The following is a 14,819-nucleotide window of genomic DNA, read 5'->3' as shown; positions in this document are numbered from 1 at the left end:
CGCCGCACTTGCGTTCCCTGACGATGGTGACGACGGGTAATAAAACCGCCGATGGCAAGGATCAGCATGAAGCCTTGGCGATCCTGGAGGATGGCCACGGCAACCTGTTGTCCGGTGCGACCTTGACGTTCACAGAAGTGGAAGGTCTTACCCCAGCGTCCGGTGCCAGTGATGAACATGGCCAGTTGGAAGTGAAATTTGCCAGTACCGCGTCCGGTCCGGTGGTCCTGACGGCCAAAGCCGCGAATGGGCTTGCGCAGACGGTTAAAGGCTCGTTCGTGGCCGATGCGGCCACGCCGCACTTGCGTTCCCTGACGATGGTGACGACGGGTAATAAAACTGCCGATGGCAAGGATCAGCATGAAGCCTTGGCGATCCTGGAGGATGGCCACGGCAACCTGTTGTCCGGTGCGACCTTGACGTTCACAGAAGTGGAAGGTCTTACCCCAGCGTCCGGTGCCAGTGATGAACATGGCCAGTTGGAAGTGAAATTTGCCAGTACCGCGTCCGGTCCGGTGGTCCTGACGGCCAAAGCCGCGAATGGGCTTGCGCAGACGGTTGAAGGCTCGTTCGTGGCCGATGCGGCCACGCCGCACTTGCGTTCCCTGACGATGGTGACGACGGGTAATAAAACTGCCGATGGCAAGGATCAGCATGAAGCCTTGGCGATCCTGGAGGATGGCCACGGCAACCTGTTGTCCGGTGCGACCTTGACGTTCACAGAAGTGGAAGGTCTTACCCCAGCGTCCGGTGCCAGTGATGAACATGGCCAGTTGGAAGTGAAATTTGCCAGTACCGCGTCCGGTCCGGTGGTCCTGACGGCCAAAGCCGCGAATGGGCTTGCGCAGACGGTTAAAGGCTCGTTCGTGGCCGATGCGGCCACGCCGCACTTGCGTTCCCTGACGATGGTGACGACGGGTAATAAAACCGCCGATGGCAAGGATCAGCATGAAGCCTTGGCGATCCTGGAGGATGGCCACGGCAACCTGTTGTCCGGTGCGACCTTGACGTTCACAGAAGTGGAAGGTCTTACCCCAGCGTCCGGTGCCAGTGATGAACATGGCCAGTTGGAAGTGAAATTTGCCAGTACCGCGTCCGGTCCGGTGGTCCTGACGGCCAAAGCCGCGAATGGGCTTGCGCAGACGGTTAAAGGCTCGTTCGTGGCCGATGCGGCCACGCCGCACTTGCGTTCCCTGACGATGGTGACGACGGGTAATAAAACTGCCGATGGCAAGGATCAGCATGAAGCCTTGGCGATCCTGGAGGATGGCCACGGCAACCTGTTGTCCGGTGCGACCTTGACGTTCACAGAAGTGGAAGGTCTTACCCCAGCGTCCGGTGCCAGTGATGAACATGGCCAGTTGGAAGTGAAATTTGCCAGTACCGCGTCCGGTCCGGTGGTCCTGACGGCCAAAGCCGCGAATGGGCTTGCGCAGACGGTTAAAGGCTCGTTCGTGGCCGATGCGGCCACGCCGCACTTGCGTTCCCTGACGATGGTGACGACGGGTAATAAAACTGCCGATGGCAAGGATCAGCATGAAGCCTTGGCGATCCTGGAGGATGGCCACGGCAACCTGTTGTCCGGTGCGACCTTGACGTTCACAGAAGTGGAAGGTCTTACCCCAGCGTCCGGTGCCAGTGATGAACATGGCCAGTTGGAAGTGAAATTTGCCAGTACCGCGTCCGGTCCGGTGGTCCTGACGGCCAAAGCCGCGAATGGGCTTGCGCAGACGGTTGAAGGCTCGTTCGTGGCCGATGCGGCCACGCCGAAGATCGTTTCTCTGACGGCGATCACTGGTTCGGACACCCTGGTGGTGTCGGCCAACGGTCAGGCCGTGCACTCGGCGACGGCAACCGTGACCGATGAGCAGGGCAACCTGCTGTCCGGTGCGCAGCTGACGTTTGAGCATGCCGACTCGGTGAGCGCGAATGCGGCGCAGACCGGTACGGACGGCACGACGCTGGTGACCTTTACCAGCAAAATGGCTGGCGAAGTCAAACTGACAGCGAAAGTGGGCAGCAGCTCGCAGGCAGTCACACTGAGCTTTGTGGCCGACTTGAGCACTGCGCAACTCACGGTTTTATTCGACAAGTCGGTGGCTACGGCCGGTGATAAAGACAGTATCGCCGTCACGGTCCTGGTGAAAGACATCTATGGCAACCCAATTAAAGGTCAACAAGTAGGCTTTACTGCGAGTGTGAATGCTTCAGTTACGGTCGTTAACGCGACCACCGACAAACAGGGCCAAGCGACCGCGACCCTGAAAAGTAAGAAGGCAGATGAGCACATAGTGACGGCGACCTTTCAAGGCAAATCGGTGACTAAGAAAGCCACCTTCGAGGCGGACAAAGCTACGGCTGCGATCGATGCAAGTAGCCTCCAAGTGGACACAGGAGTTGTAGCGAATGGTAAAGATAGTGGCACTGCTTGGGTTAGTGTTAAGGACGCTAATGGCAACGGCGTTCCTAATCTGAATGTGCATTTTACAGCGACGAATGACGTGACAGTTCATGGCTTGCCGATAACTACCGATAAGATAGGCGGCGCGGGAGTCAAGTTGCGCAGCGAAACGGCTGGCAAGAGTACCGTGACCGCAACGATAAATGGGGGTAAGGCGGCAAGCAGGGATACCATCTTTATAGCGGACAAGGAAAGCGCGCACATTCAGTCAAACACACTGAAAGCCACGAGTGGTGCTATTGCTAACGACATCGCTACGAACGAGGTAACAGCAACGGTAGTGGATAGAAAAGGCAATCTTATAGAAGGTTACGAGGTTAAGTTTTCCGCTAGTAATGGGGCAACTATCGCTTCGTCAATTTATACTAACGCACAAGGTGTAGCTAAAACCTCTGTGTCCACTAAATATGCCGGCACTGTTGTCGTGGAAGTGATTGTCGGGACTCAGGTGGCTACAGTAGAGACTGGCTTCGTAGCCGATCAGACGACCGCGAAAATCATAAAGGTATCTTCGAAGGACGAATTTGTAGCGAACGGAAAAGATGTTAACCCTGTTGTGATTAAAGTGGTGGATGCATACGATAATCCACTGATTGATAAAGAGATTAAGTTTGTGGCGCAGTTCGCAACAGTAAGGCCTGTCAATGTGAGGACTGATGTTTCAGGACACGCTCGCGTCAATTTGGTTACTGTGGTGTCTGGAATTGATAGTATTCAGGCCGCATTAAATGATGCAAAGCTAACGATTGAATTCAATGCTGAAGGAGATAAAGCCACTGCTAAAATGTCTATGGGGACAGAAACACCTAATTCACTTGATAGTCCTGCGCGAGAGATTTTGCTGTTCGTTTATATTAGTGATGCTAATGATAATCCATTAGCTGGCATCGAAGTGGTCGTTACTAATAATGTAATAATAAATTGGGCAGGAGGGCTGCAAGTTGTTAGCCGAAAAGCCGTAACTAATCACCTGGGGCTCGTCGAATTTAAGTTGAGTAGCCCTCATATGGTGAGTTCTTTTGACGCATCCGCTACTGTTTCTGGTAAGCGCTTACAAAAAAAAATGCATTTTTACTTTATCGGGTCTTAGTGGGGAGTAATTTCGCGCGGAGATGAAGTGCTTGCTACTACTGCTGTGAAATTGACTTGGGTGAAGCATTGAGGGTAATTGTTGTTGTGGCACGCTCAACCGGTCGGCGCAACAAGACATTGCAACCTATCAGCCGGTGTTTCGAAATCCAAGGTTTTTTGCGTGGTCGTTGATTCATTTGTAGCGCAACGGCATTGAGATCGGATTGGGAATAGCCACTCAAGTCGGTGCCGTTGCGAAAGTACTGACGTAACAATCCGTTAGTGTTTTCATTCGTGCCACGCAGCCAAGGGCTACGCGGATCGCAAAAAAACACGTTGATGTCTGTATCTACTGTGAACCGCTTGTGCTGGGCAACCCTTGTCCCGCGATCCCAAGTCAAGGGCGCCAGAGTTGCTCTGGAAGTTGTTGGACCTCGCATATCAGGCCGTCAACGACACTTTTGGTATCTTTACCCTCTACCCGGACAAGAACCCAAAATCAAGTGGTGCGCTCTACCAGCGTGGCAATGTGTCTGTTTTTAGAACCGGTTATCAAGTCGCCTTCCCAGTGTCCCGGTACGGCCCTGTCAGCCACCTCAGCAGGGCGTTCGGATATCGAAACAGCATCGATGATATGTCCTCTGGGCTGCCCCTTGGTCGTGGCAGTTTTTGCGCGGCGCATCATGCGTCTGGAGCGAAGTACGGCAACCAACTCCTTCTTCAAGACACCTCGTGCTTGAATAAACAGGCTTCGGTAGAGCGTTTCATGGGAAATCTGCATGGCGGGAGCGTCGGGATATTCGCGTTTGAGCCAACCTGCAATCTGCTCGGGTGACCAGTAGAGCTTCAGCTTACTCGATACCAGTTCGCACAGTTCAGGGGACTGATTCAATCGATACGGTTTAGGGCGAAGTCCGCGTGTCCAGGCTTGCGCATCCGCGTCCGTTGCGCGGTAAAGACCTCGCCCCTGGTTTCTCGATACGTCACGACTGACTGTTGAGGGTGAGCGGTTTAACTGGCCTGCGATGTGGCGAATGGAATGACCGATCGCCATTCCTCTGGAGATTTCTTCACGCTCGCCCAACGTTAAAGCAAGTCGAGAACGTTGCCTAATTCGCGGCCCCCCCCCCGTTACGAGCCAGCAATGTATGGACAGTGCCTGCCGGTTTTTGAATGGCTAGCGCAATTTTTCTGAGGGTTTCGCCCTTGCGCCACTTCCAAAGCTCTGATTTTTGCTCAGCAGAAAATCCATGTGCGCCACTGCGTGCCATTTTTTTATGGTACCCCAATCAACGAGCGGAAAGTGTACGTTGCGTTGACCGGTTGAGCGCGCCATCCCTACCGCGACCGGTCATTCGACGTGGTCGCGACCCGCTTGATGCGCGCTGGAGTTTGCGGCGGATTTTAATCGTATTTTCGTAAATGAAATTCAAAAAACATCATATGCTGTGCTTTTGTGGGTGCTTACATTTGGCGGGTCGAATTTCAGCGCTGCTTTGAAAAAACACCCGAAGTGTTGGTGTCTGCGGATTCCACGCCATCCGGACACTCAGCCCACCAACATCCGGACACCCATTCCACGCTCATTCGGACAGGCAGTCGGAGCGTAGCGCCGCAGGTTTGCATTGTTAGTCTGAAGTCCCTGTTGCCGTCAATTTCGTTGCGCGCCTGCGCATCGATTCGCCTTTGAGTTCGATCCGATAAGCGTTGTGCACCAGCCGGTCGAGGATCGCATCACCCAGGGTTGGATCGCCGATCAGCGCATGCCATTTGTCCACCGGCATCTGGCTGGTGACCAGCGTCGTGCGGTTGCCGTAACGGTCGTCAAGCAGTTCCAACATGTCGCGCCTTTGCGAGGCGGTAAACGGAGCGAGACCCCAGTCGTCCAGGATCAGTAGGTCAGTTTTAGCGTAGCCAGCCATCAGTTTGGCAAAGCGGCCGTCGCCGTGGGCCAGGCTCAGTTCTTCCATCAAGCGCGGCAGGCGCAGGTAGCGCACGCTTTAGCCATCGCGGCAGGCCTTGTGGGCCAGCGTGCAAGCGAGCCAGGTTTTGCCCACGCCGGTGGGGCCGCCGATGATCAGGTTCAGGCCGTCGCGTAGCCATTGACCGCTGCCTAGTTGCAGGATCAGAGACTTGTCCAAGCCACGCGGGCTGCGGTAGTCGATGTCTTCCAGTCAAGCGTTGTGGCGCAGTCGGGCCGCTTTGAGTCGAGTGCTCAAGCGTGTATCTTCACGCTCGGTCACGCGGTCGACCATCAGGCCGAGGCGTTCATCGAAGCCAAGGTCGTTGATGTCGGACGTTGCGTGTTGCTCGCTCAGCGCCTGATCATGCCGTGCAGACGTAGGGTTTGGAGCTTGTCTAGCGTCGGGTTGGGCAGCATTTGGGTGATCCTTTTTAGGTCAGTGGTAGTAGCCGGGGCCGCGCAGGTTGATGTGCTCGTCGGGCAGTAGCGGCAGGTTTTGCTGGGCCAGCGGCAGGCGTTCCAGCCCTTGGCGCAAGATCGATTCGAGGCTTTTGTAACTACACGCGCCCAGTGCCAGCGCACGCTGGCAAGCGGCCTCCAGCTGCTCTTCGCCGTGCTGCTTGCTCAGGCGCAGGATGCCCAGGCAGGCGCGGAAGCCGTGCTGCGGATGGATTCGGTGTTCGAGGATGTGGGCCATGACGCCAGCAGTATTCGGCCCGGTCTGCTCAGCCCAGCGGATCATTCGCTGCGGTGTCCACTCGGCGTGCTCGCGGTGACTCTTGGGCATGTGCTCGGTTTGGGTGGTGTGGCGGCCTTTATGCAGCGAGCGCAGGTGACTGGCCAGTTACTGCCAGCGATCAACGTGAAGCGGGTTTACCGGGTGATGCGTGACCACAACCTTTTGCTTGAACGCCGGATCAAACAGCCCGGCGTGCCGCGTCGGCACGAAGGCCGTATTGCCGTGGAAACCAGCGATACGCGTTGGTGCTCGGACGGCTTTGAGTTCCGCTGCGAGGACGGCGCAAAACTGAGCAGCACCTCGGATGAAGCGCTGGTTTACTGCGGTAAGCTTCTAGGGGGGCATGGGGGGGATATTGGGAAGAGGAGAGGCTCTGGTGACCCTAAACGCCCGAGAGCCCGTAGGATTGGCTGCTGAAAGTGCATCGCTGTGAGCCAGCGTCATATGTACGAGCGTTTGCGAAATTCGACAGGCATTGAAATGCTGCCATGGGGCTGAGAGACTTACCCCCCAAAGAAAATCGGACACCAACTCCTGTTAAATTGGTGGTGTGGCTAAACGCATGAATTCTCGTGGTGAGCGGTATTTCAGCGCGCTGTGCGGATGCGATCGTTGGAGTACTTGAAGGCAATCGTCAAGTTGTGTAACGCCGTTTCCCGATCAGGCTGGGTATGTGCGCGACGTAGTCGCGTTTGTTCGTTTTGACGAAGCTTTCGGCCCATGCCATTGCTTTGATGGTTGCGCACCGGCGTGGTCACCTATTGCCGATTTTTCAAGGAAATAGCCGCGTTTTTACGACCATATAGGCCGCGCGGTTAGTGCTGAGTCATTGCGCTGGTGTTATGGGGCGTTAATCGCCGAAGCGCTTCTCCACGTTTTCCAGCATCAAACGTCACTGTTGTAACCCGTCGCTCGAGCAGCAAATGATTATCACGCATCACGCGATAGACCCTTTGACGTTGATCGGCGCCTGGCGCTACTGTTCACGCCGCCGACGCAGCAAGCTCCACCCCCGGCTATAACCGTAGCTGGGACTCACTGACTTCAGTCCCTATCACCTCGACCAGCGCCGGGTGGTCCCGCATGCGCCGCCTAATGATGCAGCACCAGGTTGAATCGAAACGTCAATTGCGAGCGCGCTACACCGAGACTTCCATTGACCGGATTCACTAATCGCCCCAGCAAATAAGGGGAGTACGCGATCCATATTCGCGGCCGAGCAATCTCCTCCGCTTCATGGCGCACTTCGACCGGCATGGTTTTCCCCAGTATTCGCTGTAACTCGCGAATCTGCTTGGGCGCATCGGTCAGCTCGGACGCAGGCACCACGGCCTCGCGAGCGCTGACGACCAAGACGCTGCCCTTTTGAAAGCATTGAAACAGCTGATTGGCACTAATGCCGTTATGCCAAGCAGCCCTTGAGAGGCTTGTCCCCTCGCCATTTTTTGCTCCGAACCCCAGCGACATGGCCGCTCCATGCTCAAAAACTCCTGCCCCATCTCTGCTATAAATCATAAATGCAGTCTTTTACCTTCAGGGGAGAAGGGGGTGCTGTCTTTCAAGCGGTCTCGTTCAGCAATCACCAGAAAAACCAACTCGACACCTTGGTAGCTGCGCATACTCTCCGAGTAGAGGTTCGGGGAGCAACGGAACCGTGCGACCTCAGGTCGCACGGTTCCATTGCTCCCCCAACACTCAGTCACAAGTGGCGTGTTGCATCCATTGCTTTGTGTAAAATACGCACAATGGCAACGCCGTAAGGTTCTACGGTTAAGTAGACCGTGTGATGTACAATGCTTATGCGGCGATAGCCCTTTCGGATTTCATTGCAGCCCCTTGCTCTAGAGGGCCACGCCGCTAAATCATCAAAGGCGGTCGTTAGGATATCTGTGTAGTAATTGGCTTGTTGGAGACTCCACGTCTGAGCGGTGTAGCGCCAAATATCCTCCAGATCCATTGCTGCGGCAGGCGTAAGTCGGTATTCAACCATGCTTATTCATCATGCGTTGCTTGAATGCTTGCGCATTGAATGGGCGAGGCTCACCGCTGGCTTCACCGGCGATCAGTGCGGAACGGATCGCTTCAAGGCTATAACGTTGTTCCTGCTCTCGGCGGATGAGGTCGCGGATACATTCGCTGTCGTTCGTGTACTGACCGGAATCAATTTGAGCCTTGATCCAGCTGTCTTGTGCGTCGGTCACGGTGATGGTTTTGCGCACGGTAGCCATGATTTACCCTCAAGATGTTTTGTTGGTAACTGCACGCTATCATACTATTGGTGCTACTTTGCGCCATTAGTCGTTTAAGACGACGTTTTAGTTCGGGAGATCTGCTCGCCTGCTGCCCGAAGTAGTCCGCCAACCCCAGATTTTTATGCCGCGAGCAAAACGGTCAACGGCTGGTTGCTCGCCGCGTGAGCTTGCGTTGGTTTTTGTCGGGTAACGGCGGCGCATTACTGCGCCGCCGTCCCCTAAGAACCGGACATGAAAGTCGCCCCTCATCCGGCTCAAGCCTTTTAACTGCACCATCGTCTGGTACCGGGCAATTAATCAACGTCCATCGCGGCTCGACGTCGGGCAAAGTAAGACGACCACGCGGGATCAAAGAGAGTGGCCAAACCACGTATTTTGACGTGCCGAACGATTGGAGTCGTCGAAGCTCGAAAAACCACTATCGTTGGACAATACCACCGACGTTGGTTTGCCCTGCAAACACCCAGTTTTGGTACCCCTCTGCGTGGAAGTACTTCTGTCTTACTCAGCCTGCGCCTTTATTGGATGCCGACGCAGGACCCGTGTCCATAAGAGACGCCAAATTTGATAGGTGACGCGCTCGCTCGTTTTTGTCCAAATGCTTGGGGTGGAGGCGATCGTATACGGTGAGGATCGATGGATAGAGCAGGATTTCACCACAAAGGCCCGGTTGTAGGGTTAAGAATGGACTCAGGAAGCGTAATGAATCCCTACGCGAAGAAATTAGGTTTCTTTTTGAGTGCTGATGAACAATGCAGCTGTTCAGAGAGCTGTATGGTCAGTGAGGACGCAAAGGGGGCGGTGAGTTTGCCTGGTTAACCCCTGATACATCATGTTTCGTCGCGTTCAGATTGCCTAGGCGCTGATGATCAGGGCATAAATTCAAAAGGGGTAATCTGCAGTCACCGATGGTTGGAATACGGGCGAAGTGGGTGGTCGGCGGAAAGAGGCAAATAAGTCAGGGGGAGAGGCGGTCACCGTCAGTCTGCATCCGCTCCCGACCTGGTCCATCACAAGCCACAGTGGGGGGCACGTACGTGTTGTTTGAGGGTTCGTTAAAAACTCACCAGGCGTTCTAACCCAGGTTTGAGTCGAACGCGGCATTTCCGCGATTATGCCGAGTGGGTACGTGACCGCCCGGACAACTTATTGCCAATACTCTCGAGGCCGCGCGGTGCGCAGCTCACTGAGCAGGTGCTGCGGGAGCACTTTGATCCACGCCTGGGTGCGAAGTTTTTTGCGCGCCTTGAGCTCATCACAACAGCTTCGCTGGCAGAGGCCCGTCCAGCCGGTCGGTATGATTGGTCTGGGGCCAAAGGGGAGCTGTCAGGTCAATGCATCCCATGGCCAAAAAACGTCAGGACGCATGCGCCTGAAGACCATCCGCACCCTTGGCTAATTGTCGAATCGCGTTTGCGCTTGCTCGTCGCAAAAAATTAAAGATCGGCCAATTCCGTAAGACGCCTCGGTTTTGCCTGCGTAGAGTGGTGATTTTTCTTCAGGTCTCCCTCTGATGATTAACCTTACTGCTGTATCCGCCTCTACCTCGAATGTGGATACTCAGCTTGACGTTTCTGCCAGTGCTAGCCGCGCCACACCCTGCAATCCTCAAGATGCCGCCTTTATCGCTATTACCACGAGGGGGGATTGGGACAGTCAATACTTGGAGCAGGTGGCAACTTCGTTGCCGAAGTTGTCGCAGTGGCCTGCCTGGCGGGGGCTGGTCATTATCGAGCAGGAACGTATTCAGCGTTACGATGTTGCCGGTTCGCAGCCGGTAGATAAAGGCAATATTGATCCCAACGACGTCATTATTGCCCGTAGCGACGTTCAATATATGAGTAGGCCTAACCCAGGCATGGAATTCTGCTTTCTAAAGAATGGGGACGGTTTCTTTCGGGCCGTGCTCGCAGGCTTGCATGGCCAAGAATTGGATGACCGCACGGAAGCCAAGTTGCTTCCAGCACTGCGTGGCCAGGTAGCAGATTACGTCTACCGAAACTGGGATGATTTCAAAGATTTTGTCGTTCCGGGCAGAGAGCCGTTGGCGGGCGATGCCACGCTCGAGCCTCTGGGCGGCGCGGCGGTTAAGCCGTCGCCATTGCCGGAGGTGCCGGGGGGCGTTCAATCGATGGAAACGTTCAAGCAGGCGTCGGGCATCGGGAAGCCCTCGTTTATCACGATGTTGATGACCCAAGTACAGGCGCTGCTGGCTCCGGCTTTAGAGGCCATCCGCGGGGCTGCCTTCACTGAAAAAGATACGCACGGTCTGGCGGTGGCGCTGCGTCTGGTCAATCGCACCATCGCCGATGCGCCGCTTGCTGAAAAAGCTGAGTGGATCGAGCGTTGTTTGCAGGACTTGTTTTCCAGTGATGCCAAACATCCGGTTTCCAAGGCAGAAGCCATCCTTCAGCATCGCAACGTGGCGGCGCTAACCCCGCTGGTTAACGAACTGATGACGTTTATGGAAAACACTGCCCAGACGTTGCAGGGTGATGCGCTCGTGCGTCTCGGGGAGCTGCTGGGCGTAGATATTGCCGTCGATGGGATGGGTCGAGGGATTGGGCGGAGTTTTTCCAGCGAAGCTTCCACCTCGGGCCCGGTCGAACAATTCCGGGCGCGCTTTGAGAATCTGCGTGAAGAATTTGACATTGCGTTTTGATGCCCCCGATCTCAATCGCCAGCTAAGCATTTTGCTTGGGTGGTAAGGCAAGAAGTCGTTAATCTGTTGCAACAATACACTGCAGCGCTAGGTGGATAAACATGTTTCGGCCACCCGGATCGCCCAGGCATTGTTTTTACCAGCATCAGTTTTCATAACCGACAGATTGCGGTGAACTCAGCAGCAGTTCGATCAACCGGTTCAGCGGCACCAGTTGTTTTTGAGGGGAAGACCCGCTTTTTACGGGTTGACTTTTCCCGCCGGGCTGGTGGGGTTGGAAAACAGGAGAAGCCTTCGGGTCGTCACGATAACGCTCAATGACCTTGCGGACGTAGTTCTGCGTCTCCGGGTATGGGGGTATGGTTCGGCCGTATTTTTTTACCGCCCCTTCTCCTGCGTTGTAGCCGGCAATGGCCAGCTCAAGATTGTGATCGAAGTGGTTTAACAGCCATTTGAAATAGGTGGCGCCGGCCCGGACATTGGTGTGGGGATGGCGCAAGTCGGTATAGCCGAAGCGTTCTCCGGTGCCAGGCAGCACCTGCATCAGGCCAACGGCGCCTTTGCTGGACAGGGCATCGGCGTTGTAGCGCGACTCCACGTAAATCATCGCATGGAGCAGCCGGGCATCGAGCTGCAGTTCAGCGGCGACGCTGTCGATGACCCAGTCAAAGGAGGAGGCGGGGGCTGAAGCGGACGCCACCGCCTTCTCGGCGCGAACGGCGGATGCCGCTGCGGGGGATGGCGGTAAGGGCGCGCCGAGCTGGACGCTTTCAGGGTCCTTCCGGCTCCAGATCAGGGGTGCATCCTGGGCCATGGCGTGGTGTCCCCAGTGGCTTATCCACAATAGGGAAATCGCCAGCGGCCAGCGCAGAGGTTGCCTAGGCGGGCTCATGCTCGTAGTCCAGTTTCATGGCGATACGTAACAGGTGGGCGACGGGCTCAAACAGTTCAGGCGGAATGTAGCTGCCGACCGGGCATTGAGCCGCGAGCGTCCGGGCGATGCCGATATTTTCTACCACCGGGACGCCCGCATTTTCGGCCAAGGCGACGATGTTGAGGGCGAAGTGGTCGCGGCCGACTTCGAGCACCTGCGGCAAGGGTGTTTCGCCCTCGCGAAAGTACAGACAGACCGCGATGTGAGTCGGGTTGCGCACCACCATGGTGGATTTCCTGACATTGGCGGCCAGGCTGCCGCTTTGTACCTCCCTGTGAGCTTCCTTGCGCTTTTGTTTCATGTGCGGATCGCCTTCGGCGTTTTTGTATTCCTGTTTGATGTCTTCCAGCGACATCAGCAGTTGCTGCTCCGTGTTGTAACGCTGGAAGGCGAGATCGGCGGTGCCGACAATGATATAAAAGCCAATGAGCACCGCCCACATCCAGAACAGCAACTGGATGCTGACTTGCAGTCCGCACGCCACGGTGCACAAGGGCAGGAACTGGATCGTCGGGCCGTACTGACGAATCAGGTAGAAGAAAATCAGTGATAACACCGCCACCTTGGCGATGGACTTGCCGAACTCGAACAACTTCTGCGTGGAGAACATCTGCTTGGCATTGGTCAGCGGATTGATCTTCTCCAGCGACGGTTTCATGGCTTCAGGCGCCAGCAGAGGGCCCGTCTGCGCCATGATCGTGAGAAGGGTCACCAACACCAGTGGCGCGGCTATTCCGCCGACGACCCGCACCAGGATCTCGGCAAACAGATCGCTGAGCTGTTTGATGGCCGACGAGAGGTCGAGGTGGATCGCGTTGATGGTCGTGTCGAGTAGTGCGGTAAAGCTGTCCAGCAGGTAGCGGCCCTCAAGCATGAAGTAGCTGAGCATGACCGCCAGCTGTACCCCGCTGGTGATCTCGGTGCTCTTGGCGACCTGACCTTTGGCGCGTGCGTCGCGGATTTTTTTGGCGGTCGGCTTTTCGGTTTTTTCGCTCATCGCAAGTAATCCGGCAATTCGCGAGTATTACGTGTCGCTGACGTGCTGTGCTCCAGCGGCGCCTGAAAGGCAAAGCCGAAACTGATGGCCAGCATGAGAATGGCAAAAGCGCTTTTGATCGGCATAGACAAAAAGAAGACGTTCAACTGCTGGGCAGAGCGGTTGATCAGTCCGAGCGCCAGGTCGACCAGAAGGATCGCAACGATCGCGGGCATGGAAAAACGCAGACACAGCTCATAAGCCAGCTGCCATTGCTGGGACAGAAAGGCAGGAAAGCCTGGGCCCAGTCGGAAGACCTCGCCAGGCGGCAGGCTGACGTAGGAGTGGTAGATCGACTCGATCAGCAAATTGAAGCCACCGCCCATGAGAAACAGCACACCAAAGACCTGAGTAAATAATATGCCCAACAGCGACGATTGCTGGCCGAGCATCGGGTTCAACACGCTTGCCATGGAGGCGCCACGCAGCGTGTCGATTAAAAAACCGGCCATGTCCATCGCCCAGAAGGGGATGGCGGCGCAAAAACCCAGGAGAATCCCTATGCACAGTTCGCCGGCAATCAGCAGCATATAGCCGGACACGGTTGCCTGCTGGCGAGCGGCGTCCAGCAGGGGCCAGGTATCGGCGATTGCGACCAGGGGCAGGGCAATCACCAGCGCCAGGGCATTGCGCACCAGGGTGCCGCCCAGGATGGACGGGTTGAACAGCGGCACCATGATCATTACGCCCAGCGGACGCAACATGCACAACCCGAGAACAGGCAGCCACTGAGTGAGTGCTTCCACCCTCAGACCCTCATCTGGTGGATCAAGTCGAATGAGCGGTTGGCATAGTTGAGCAACAAGTCGCCCATCCAGTTGAAGCAGACGGCCAGAGTGATCGCCACCGCCACCAACTTGATCAGAAACTGCACTGTCTGATCTTGTACCTGAGTCAGGGCCTGCACCAGGCTGACCAGCACGCCGACGACGGAGGCGACTACCACCACCGGAAGGGACAGCAACAACACCAGCCACATCATCTGCATGGCCAGCTGGGTAATCAGGGCTTCACTCATCTGGCCGCCTCAGTGAAATGACAGGATCAGTTGCCCCAGCAGCTTCTCCCAGCCGTTCATCAGCACAAACACCAACAGCTTGAGGGGCATCGAAATCGTCATGGGCGAGACCATCATCATGCCCATGGCGAGCAGAACGTTGGAGACGATCAGGTCAATGGCGATAAAGGGTAAATACAGCAGCAGGCCGATCTTGAAGGCCTCGATCAGTTGACTGACGGCGAAGGCTGGCATCAGGACCAGCAGTGAATTGTCCGGGATGCGGTCATGGTATTTTTCCGGCCAGACGTCCTTGCCGATGTTGGCAAAAAACAGTACTTGATCAGGCGCCGTGTTGCGCTCGAGAAATACGCGATAAGGCGCCAGGATTTCACGTTCGACCTGCTGGGTAAAATCGCTAGATTGCATCTGCACCGGATTGGCAGCCAGGTTGTCCTGAATTTCCAGGGCGATCGGCGCCATGATGAACAGGGTTAGGATCAAGGCCAGCCCATACAGGGCAATGTTGGGTGGAATTTGTTGAATGCCCAATGCGTTGCGCAGCAGTGAAAGGACCACCGCCAGTTTCAAAAAAGACGTGCCCAACACCAGCAGCAAAGGCAGTAGGGAAACTGCGGACAGCAGCAGTATCAGGTGCAGCGGCTGCTCCAGCAGATTCATCAAAAAGCTCCGGATAAGGGGCG

10 protein-coding genes and 5 pseudogenes are annotated in these 14,819 nt (G+C 55.9%); 3 read left to right on the top strand and 12 right to left on the bottom strand.

Features of this window, described 5'->3' with window-relative positions:
* Nucleotides 1-23: 23 nt before the first annotated feature.
* Nucleotides 24-3,551, top strand: coding sequence for an Ig-like domain-containing protein (locus ACYZTX_RS29520; protein WP_462036969.1), 3,528 nt, complete (start codon nt 24-26; stop codon nt 3,549-3,551).
* A gap of 95 nt (nt 3,552-3,646) precedes the next feature.
* Here the strand turns inward: ACYZTX_RS29520 and ACYZTX_RS29515 are convergent.
* The 3 pseudogenes from ACYZTX_RS29515 to ACYZTX_RS29505 form a co-directional block, all read right to left on the bottom strand.
* Nucleotides 3,647-4,803, bottom strand: a pseudogene (locus tag ACYZTX_RS29515) (IS30 family transposase).
* A gap of 357 nt (nt 4,804-5,160) precedes the next feature.
* A pseudogene (istB, locus tag ACYZTX_RS29510) lies at nt 5,161-5,912 on the bottom strand (IS21-like element helper ATPase IstB).
* A 19-nt stretch (nt 5,913-5,931) separates the two neighbouring features.
* A pseudogene (locus ACYZTX_RS29505) lies at nt 5,932-6,339 on the bottom strand (IS21 family transposase); the annotation flags it as partial.
* A gap of 6 nt (nt 6,340-6,345) precedes the next feature.
* Between ACYZTX_RS29505 and ACYZTX_RS29500 the strand changes: the two are divergent.
* Nucleotides 6,346-6,591, top strand: a pseudogene (locus ACYZTX_RS29500) (IS3 family transposase); the annotation flags it as partial.
* A gap of 180 nt (nt 6,592-6,771) precedes the next feature.
* Here the strand turns inward: ACYZTX_RS29500 and ACYZTX_RS29495 are convergent.
* The 4 genes and pseudogenes from ACYZTX_RS29495 to ACYZTX_RS29480 all read right to left on the bottom strand — a co-directional run.
* A pseudogene (locus ACYZTX_RS29495) lies at nt 6,772-6,992 on the bottom strand (integrase core domain-containing protein); the annotation flags it as partial.
* A gap of 334 nt (nt 6,993-7,326) precedes the next feature.
* Nucleotides 7,327-7,701: a hypothetical protein gene (locus ACYZTX_RS29490; RefSeq protein WP_462036968.1), complete on the bottom strand. Its 375-nt coding sequence runs from the start codon at nt 7,699-7,701 to the stop codon at nt 7,327-7,329.
* Between the two features lie 232 nt (nt 7,702-7,933).
* Nucleotides 7,934-8,224, bottom strand: a complete 291-nt coding sequence (locus tag ACYZTX_RS29485) for a type II toxin-antitoxin system RelE/ParE family toxin (protein WP_462036967.1) — start codon at nt 8,222-8,224, stop codon at nt 7,934-7,936.
* On the bottom strand, nt 8,217-8,462 hold the full coding sequence (locus tag ACYZTX_RS29480) for a type II toxin-antitoxin system ParD family antitoxin (RefSeq protein WP_462036966.1): 246 nt from the start codon (nt 8,460-8,462) through the stop codon (nt 8,217-8,219). The genes ACYZTX_RS29485 and ACYZTX_RS29480 overlap by 8 nt, the downstream gene beginning before the upstream one ends.
* A gap of 1,537 nt (nt 8,463-9,999) precedes the next feature.
* Here ACYZTX_RS29480 and ACYZTX_RS29475 point away from each other — a divergent pair.
* Nucleotides 10,000-11,148 carry an OTU domain-containing protein gene (locus ACYZTX_RS29475; protein ID WP_462036965.1) on the top strand — a complete coding sequence of 383 codons (1,149 nt, stop codon included), beginning with the start codon at nt 10,000-10,002 and terminating at the stop codon, nt 11,146-11,148.
* 145 nt (nt 11,149-11,293) lie between these two features.
* On the opposite strand, the gene ACYZTX_RS29470 is transcribed toward ACYZTX_RS29475, so the two are convergent.
* From ACYZTX_RS29470 to sctR, 5 genes are all read right to left on the bottom strand, one after another.
* Nucleotides 11,294-11,962: a lytic transglycosylase domain-containing protein gene (locus ACYZTX_RS29470; RefSeq protein ID WP_462036964.1), complete on the bottom strand. Its 669-nt coding sequence runs from the start codon at nt 11,960-11,962 to the stop codon at nt 11,294-11,296.
* 64 nt (nt 11,963-12,026) lie between these two features.
* Complete coding sequence (locus tag ACYZTX_RS29465; protein ID WP_462036963.1) at nt 12,027-13,079, bottom strand: EscU/YscU/HrcU family type III secretion system export apparatus switch protein; 1,053 nt, start codon at nt 13,077-13,079, stop codon at nt 12,027-12,029.
* Entirely contained in the window at nt 13,076-13,864 is a 789-nt protein-coding gene (gene sctT / locus ACYZTX_RS29460) for a type III secretion system export apparatus subunit SctT (protein WP_462036962.1), read from the bottom strand. The genes ACYZTX_RS29465 and sctT overlap by 4 nt, the downstream gene beginning before the upstream one ends.
* A 2-nt stretch (nt 13,865-13,866) precedes the next feature.
* Nucleotides 13,867-14,136: an EscS/YscS/HrcS family type III secretion system export apparatus protein gene (locus ACYZTX_RS29455; RefSeq protein ID WP_462036961.1), complete on the bottom strand. Its 270-nt coding sequence runs from the start codon at nt 14,134-14,136 to the stop codon at nt 13,867-13,869.
* 9 nt (nt 14,137-14,145) lie between these two features.
* Complete coding sequence (gene sctR / locus ACYZTX_RS29450) at nt 14,146-14,796, bottom strand: type III secretion system export apparatus subunit SctR (protein ID WP_462036960.1); 651 nt, start codon at nt 14,794-14,796, stop codon at nt 14,146-14,148.
* Between the last annotated feature and the right edge of the window lie 23 nt (nt 14,797-14,819).

The sequence above is a fragment of the Pseudomonas sp. MDT1-17 genome (assembly GCF_054898105.1).
This window is presented reverse-complemented; position numbering and strand designations above follow the sequence as displayed.

What these genes read in the sequence shown, in the direction of transcription:
- ACYZTX_RS29520 (WP_462036969.1), top strand. Translation starts at nt 24, where the DNA reads ATGGTGACGACGGGTAATAAAACCGCCGATGGCAAGGATCAGCATGAA.
- ACYZTX_RS29490 (WP_462036968.1), bottom strand. Translation starts at nt 7,701, where the DNA reads ATGTCGCTGGGGTTCGGAGCAAAAAATGGCGAGGGGACAAGCCTCTCA.
- ACYZTX_RS29485 (WP_462036967.1), bottom strand. Translation starts at nt 8,224, where the DNA reads ATGGTTGAATACCGACTTACGCCTGCCGCAGCAATGGATCTGGAGGAT.
- ACYZTX_RS29480 (WP_462036966.1), bottom strand. Translation starts at nt 8,462, where the DNA reads ATGGCTACCGTGCGCAAAACCATCACCGTGACCGACGCACAAGACAGC.
- ACYZTX_RS29475 (WP_462036965.1), top strand. Translation starts at nt 10,000, where the DNA reads ATGATTAACCTTACTGCTGTATCCGCCTCTACCTCGAATGTGGATACT.
- ACYZTX_RS29470 (WP_462036964.1), bottom strand. Translation starts at nt 11,962, where the DNA reads ATGGCCCAGGATGCACCCCTGATCTGGAGCCGGAAGGACCCTGAAAGC.
- ACYZTX_RS29465 (WP_462036963.1), bottom strand. Translation starts at nt 13,079, where the DNA reads ATGAGCGAAAAAACCGAAAAGCCGACCGCCAAAAAAATCCGCGACGCA.
- ACYZTX_RS29455 (WP_462036961.1), bottom strand. Translation starts at nt 14,136, where the DNA reads ATGAGTGAAGCCCTGATTACCCAGCTGGCCATGCAGATGATGTGGCTG.
- sctR (WP_462036960.1), bottom strand. Translation starts at nt 14,796, where the DNA reads ATGAATCTGCTGGAGCAGCCGCTGCACCTGATACTGCTGCTGTCCGCA.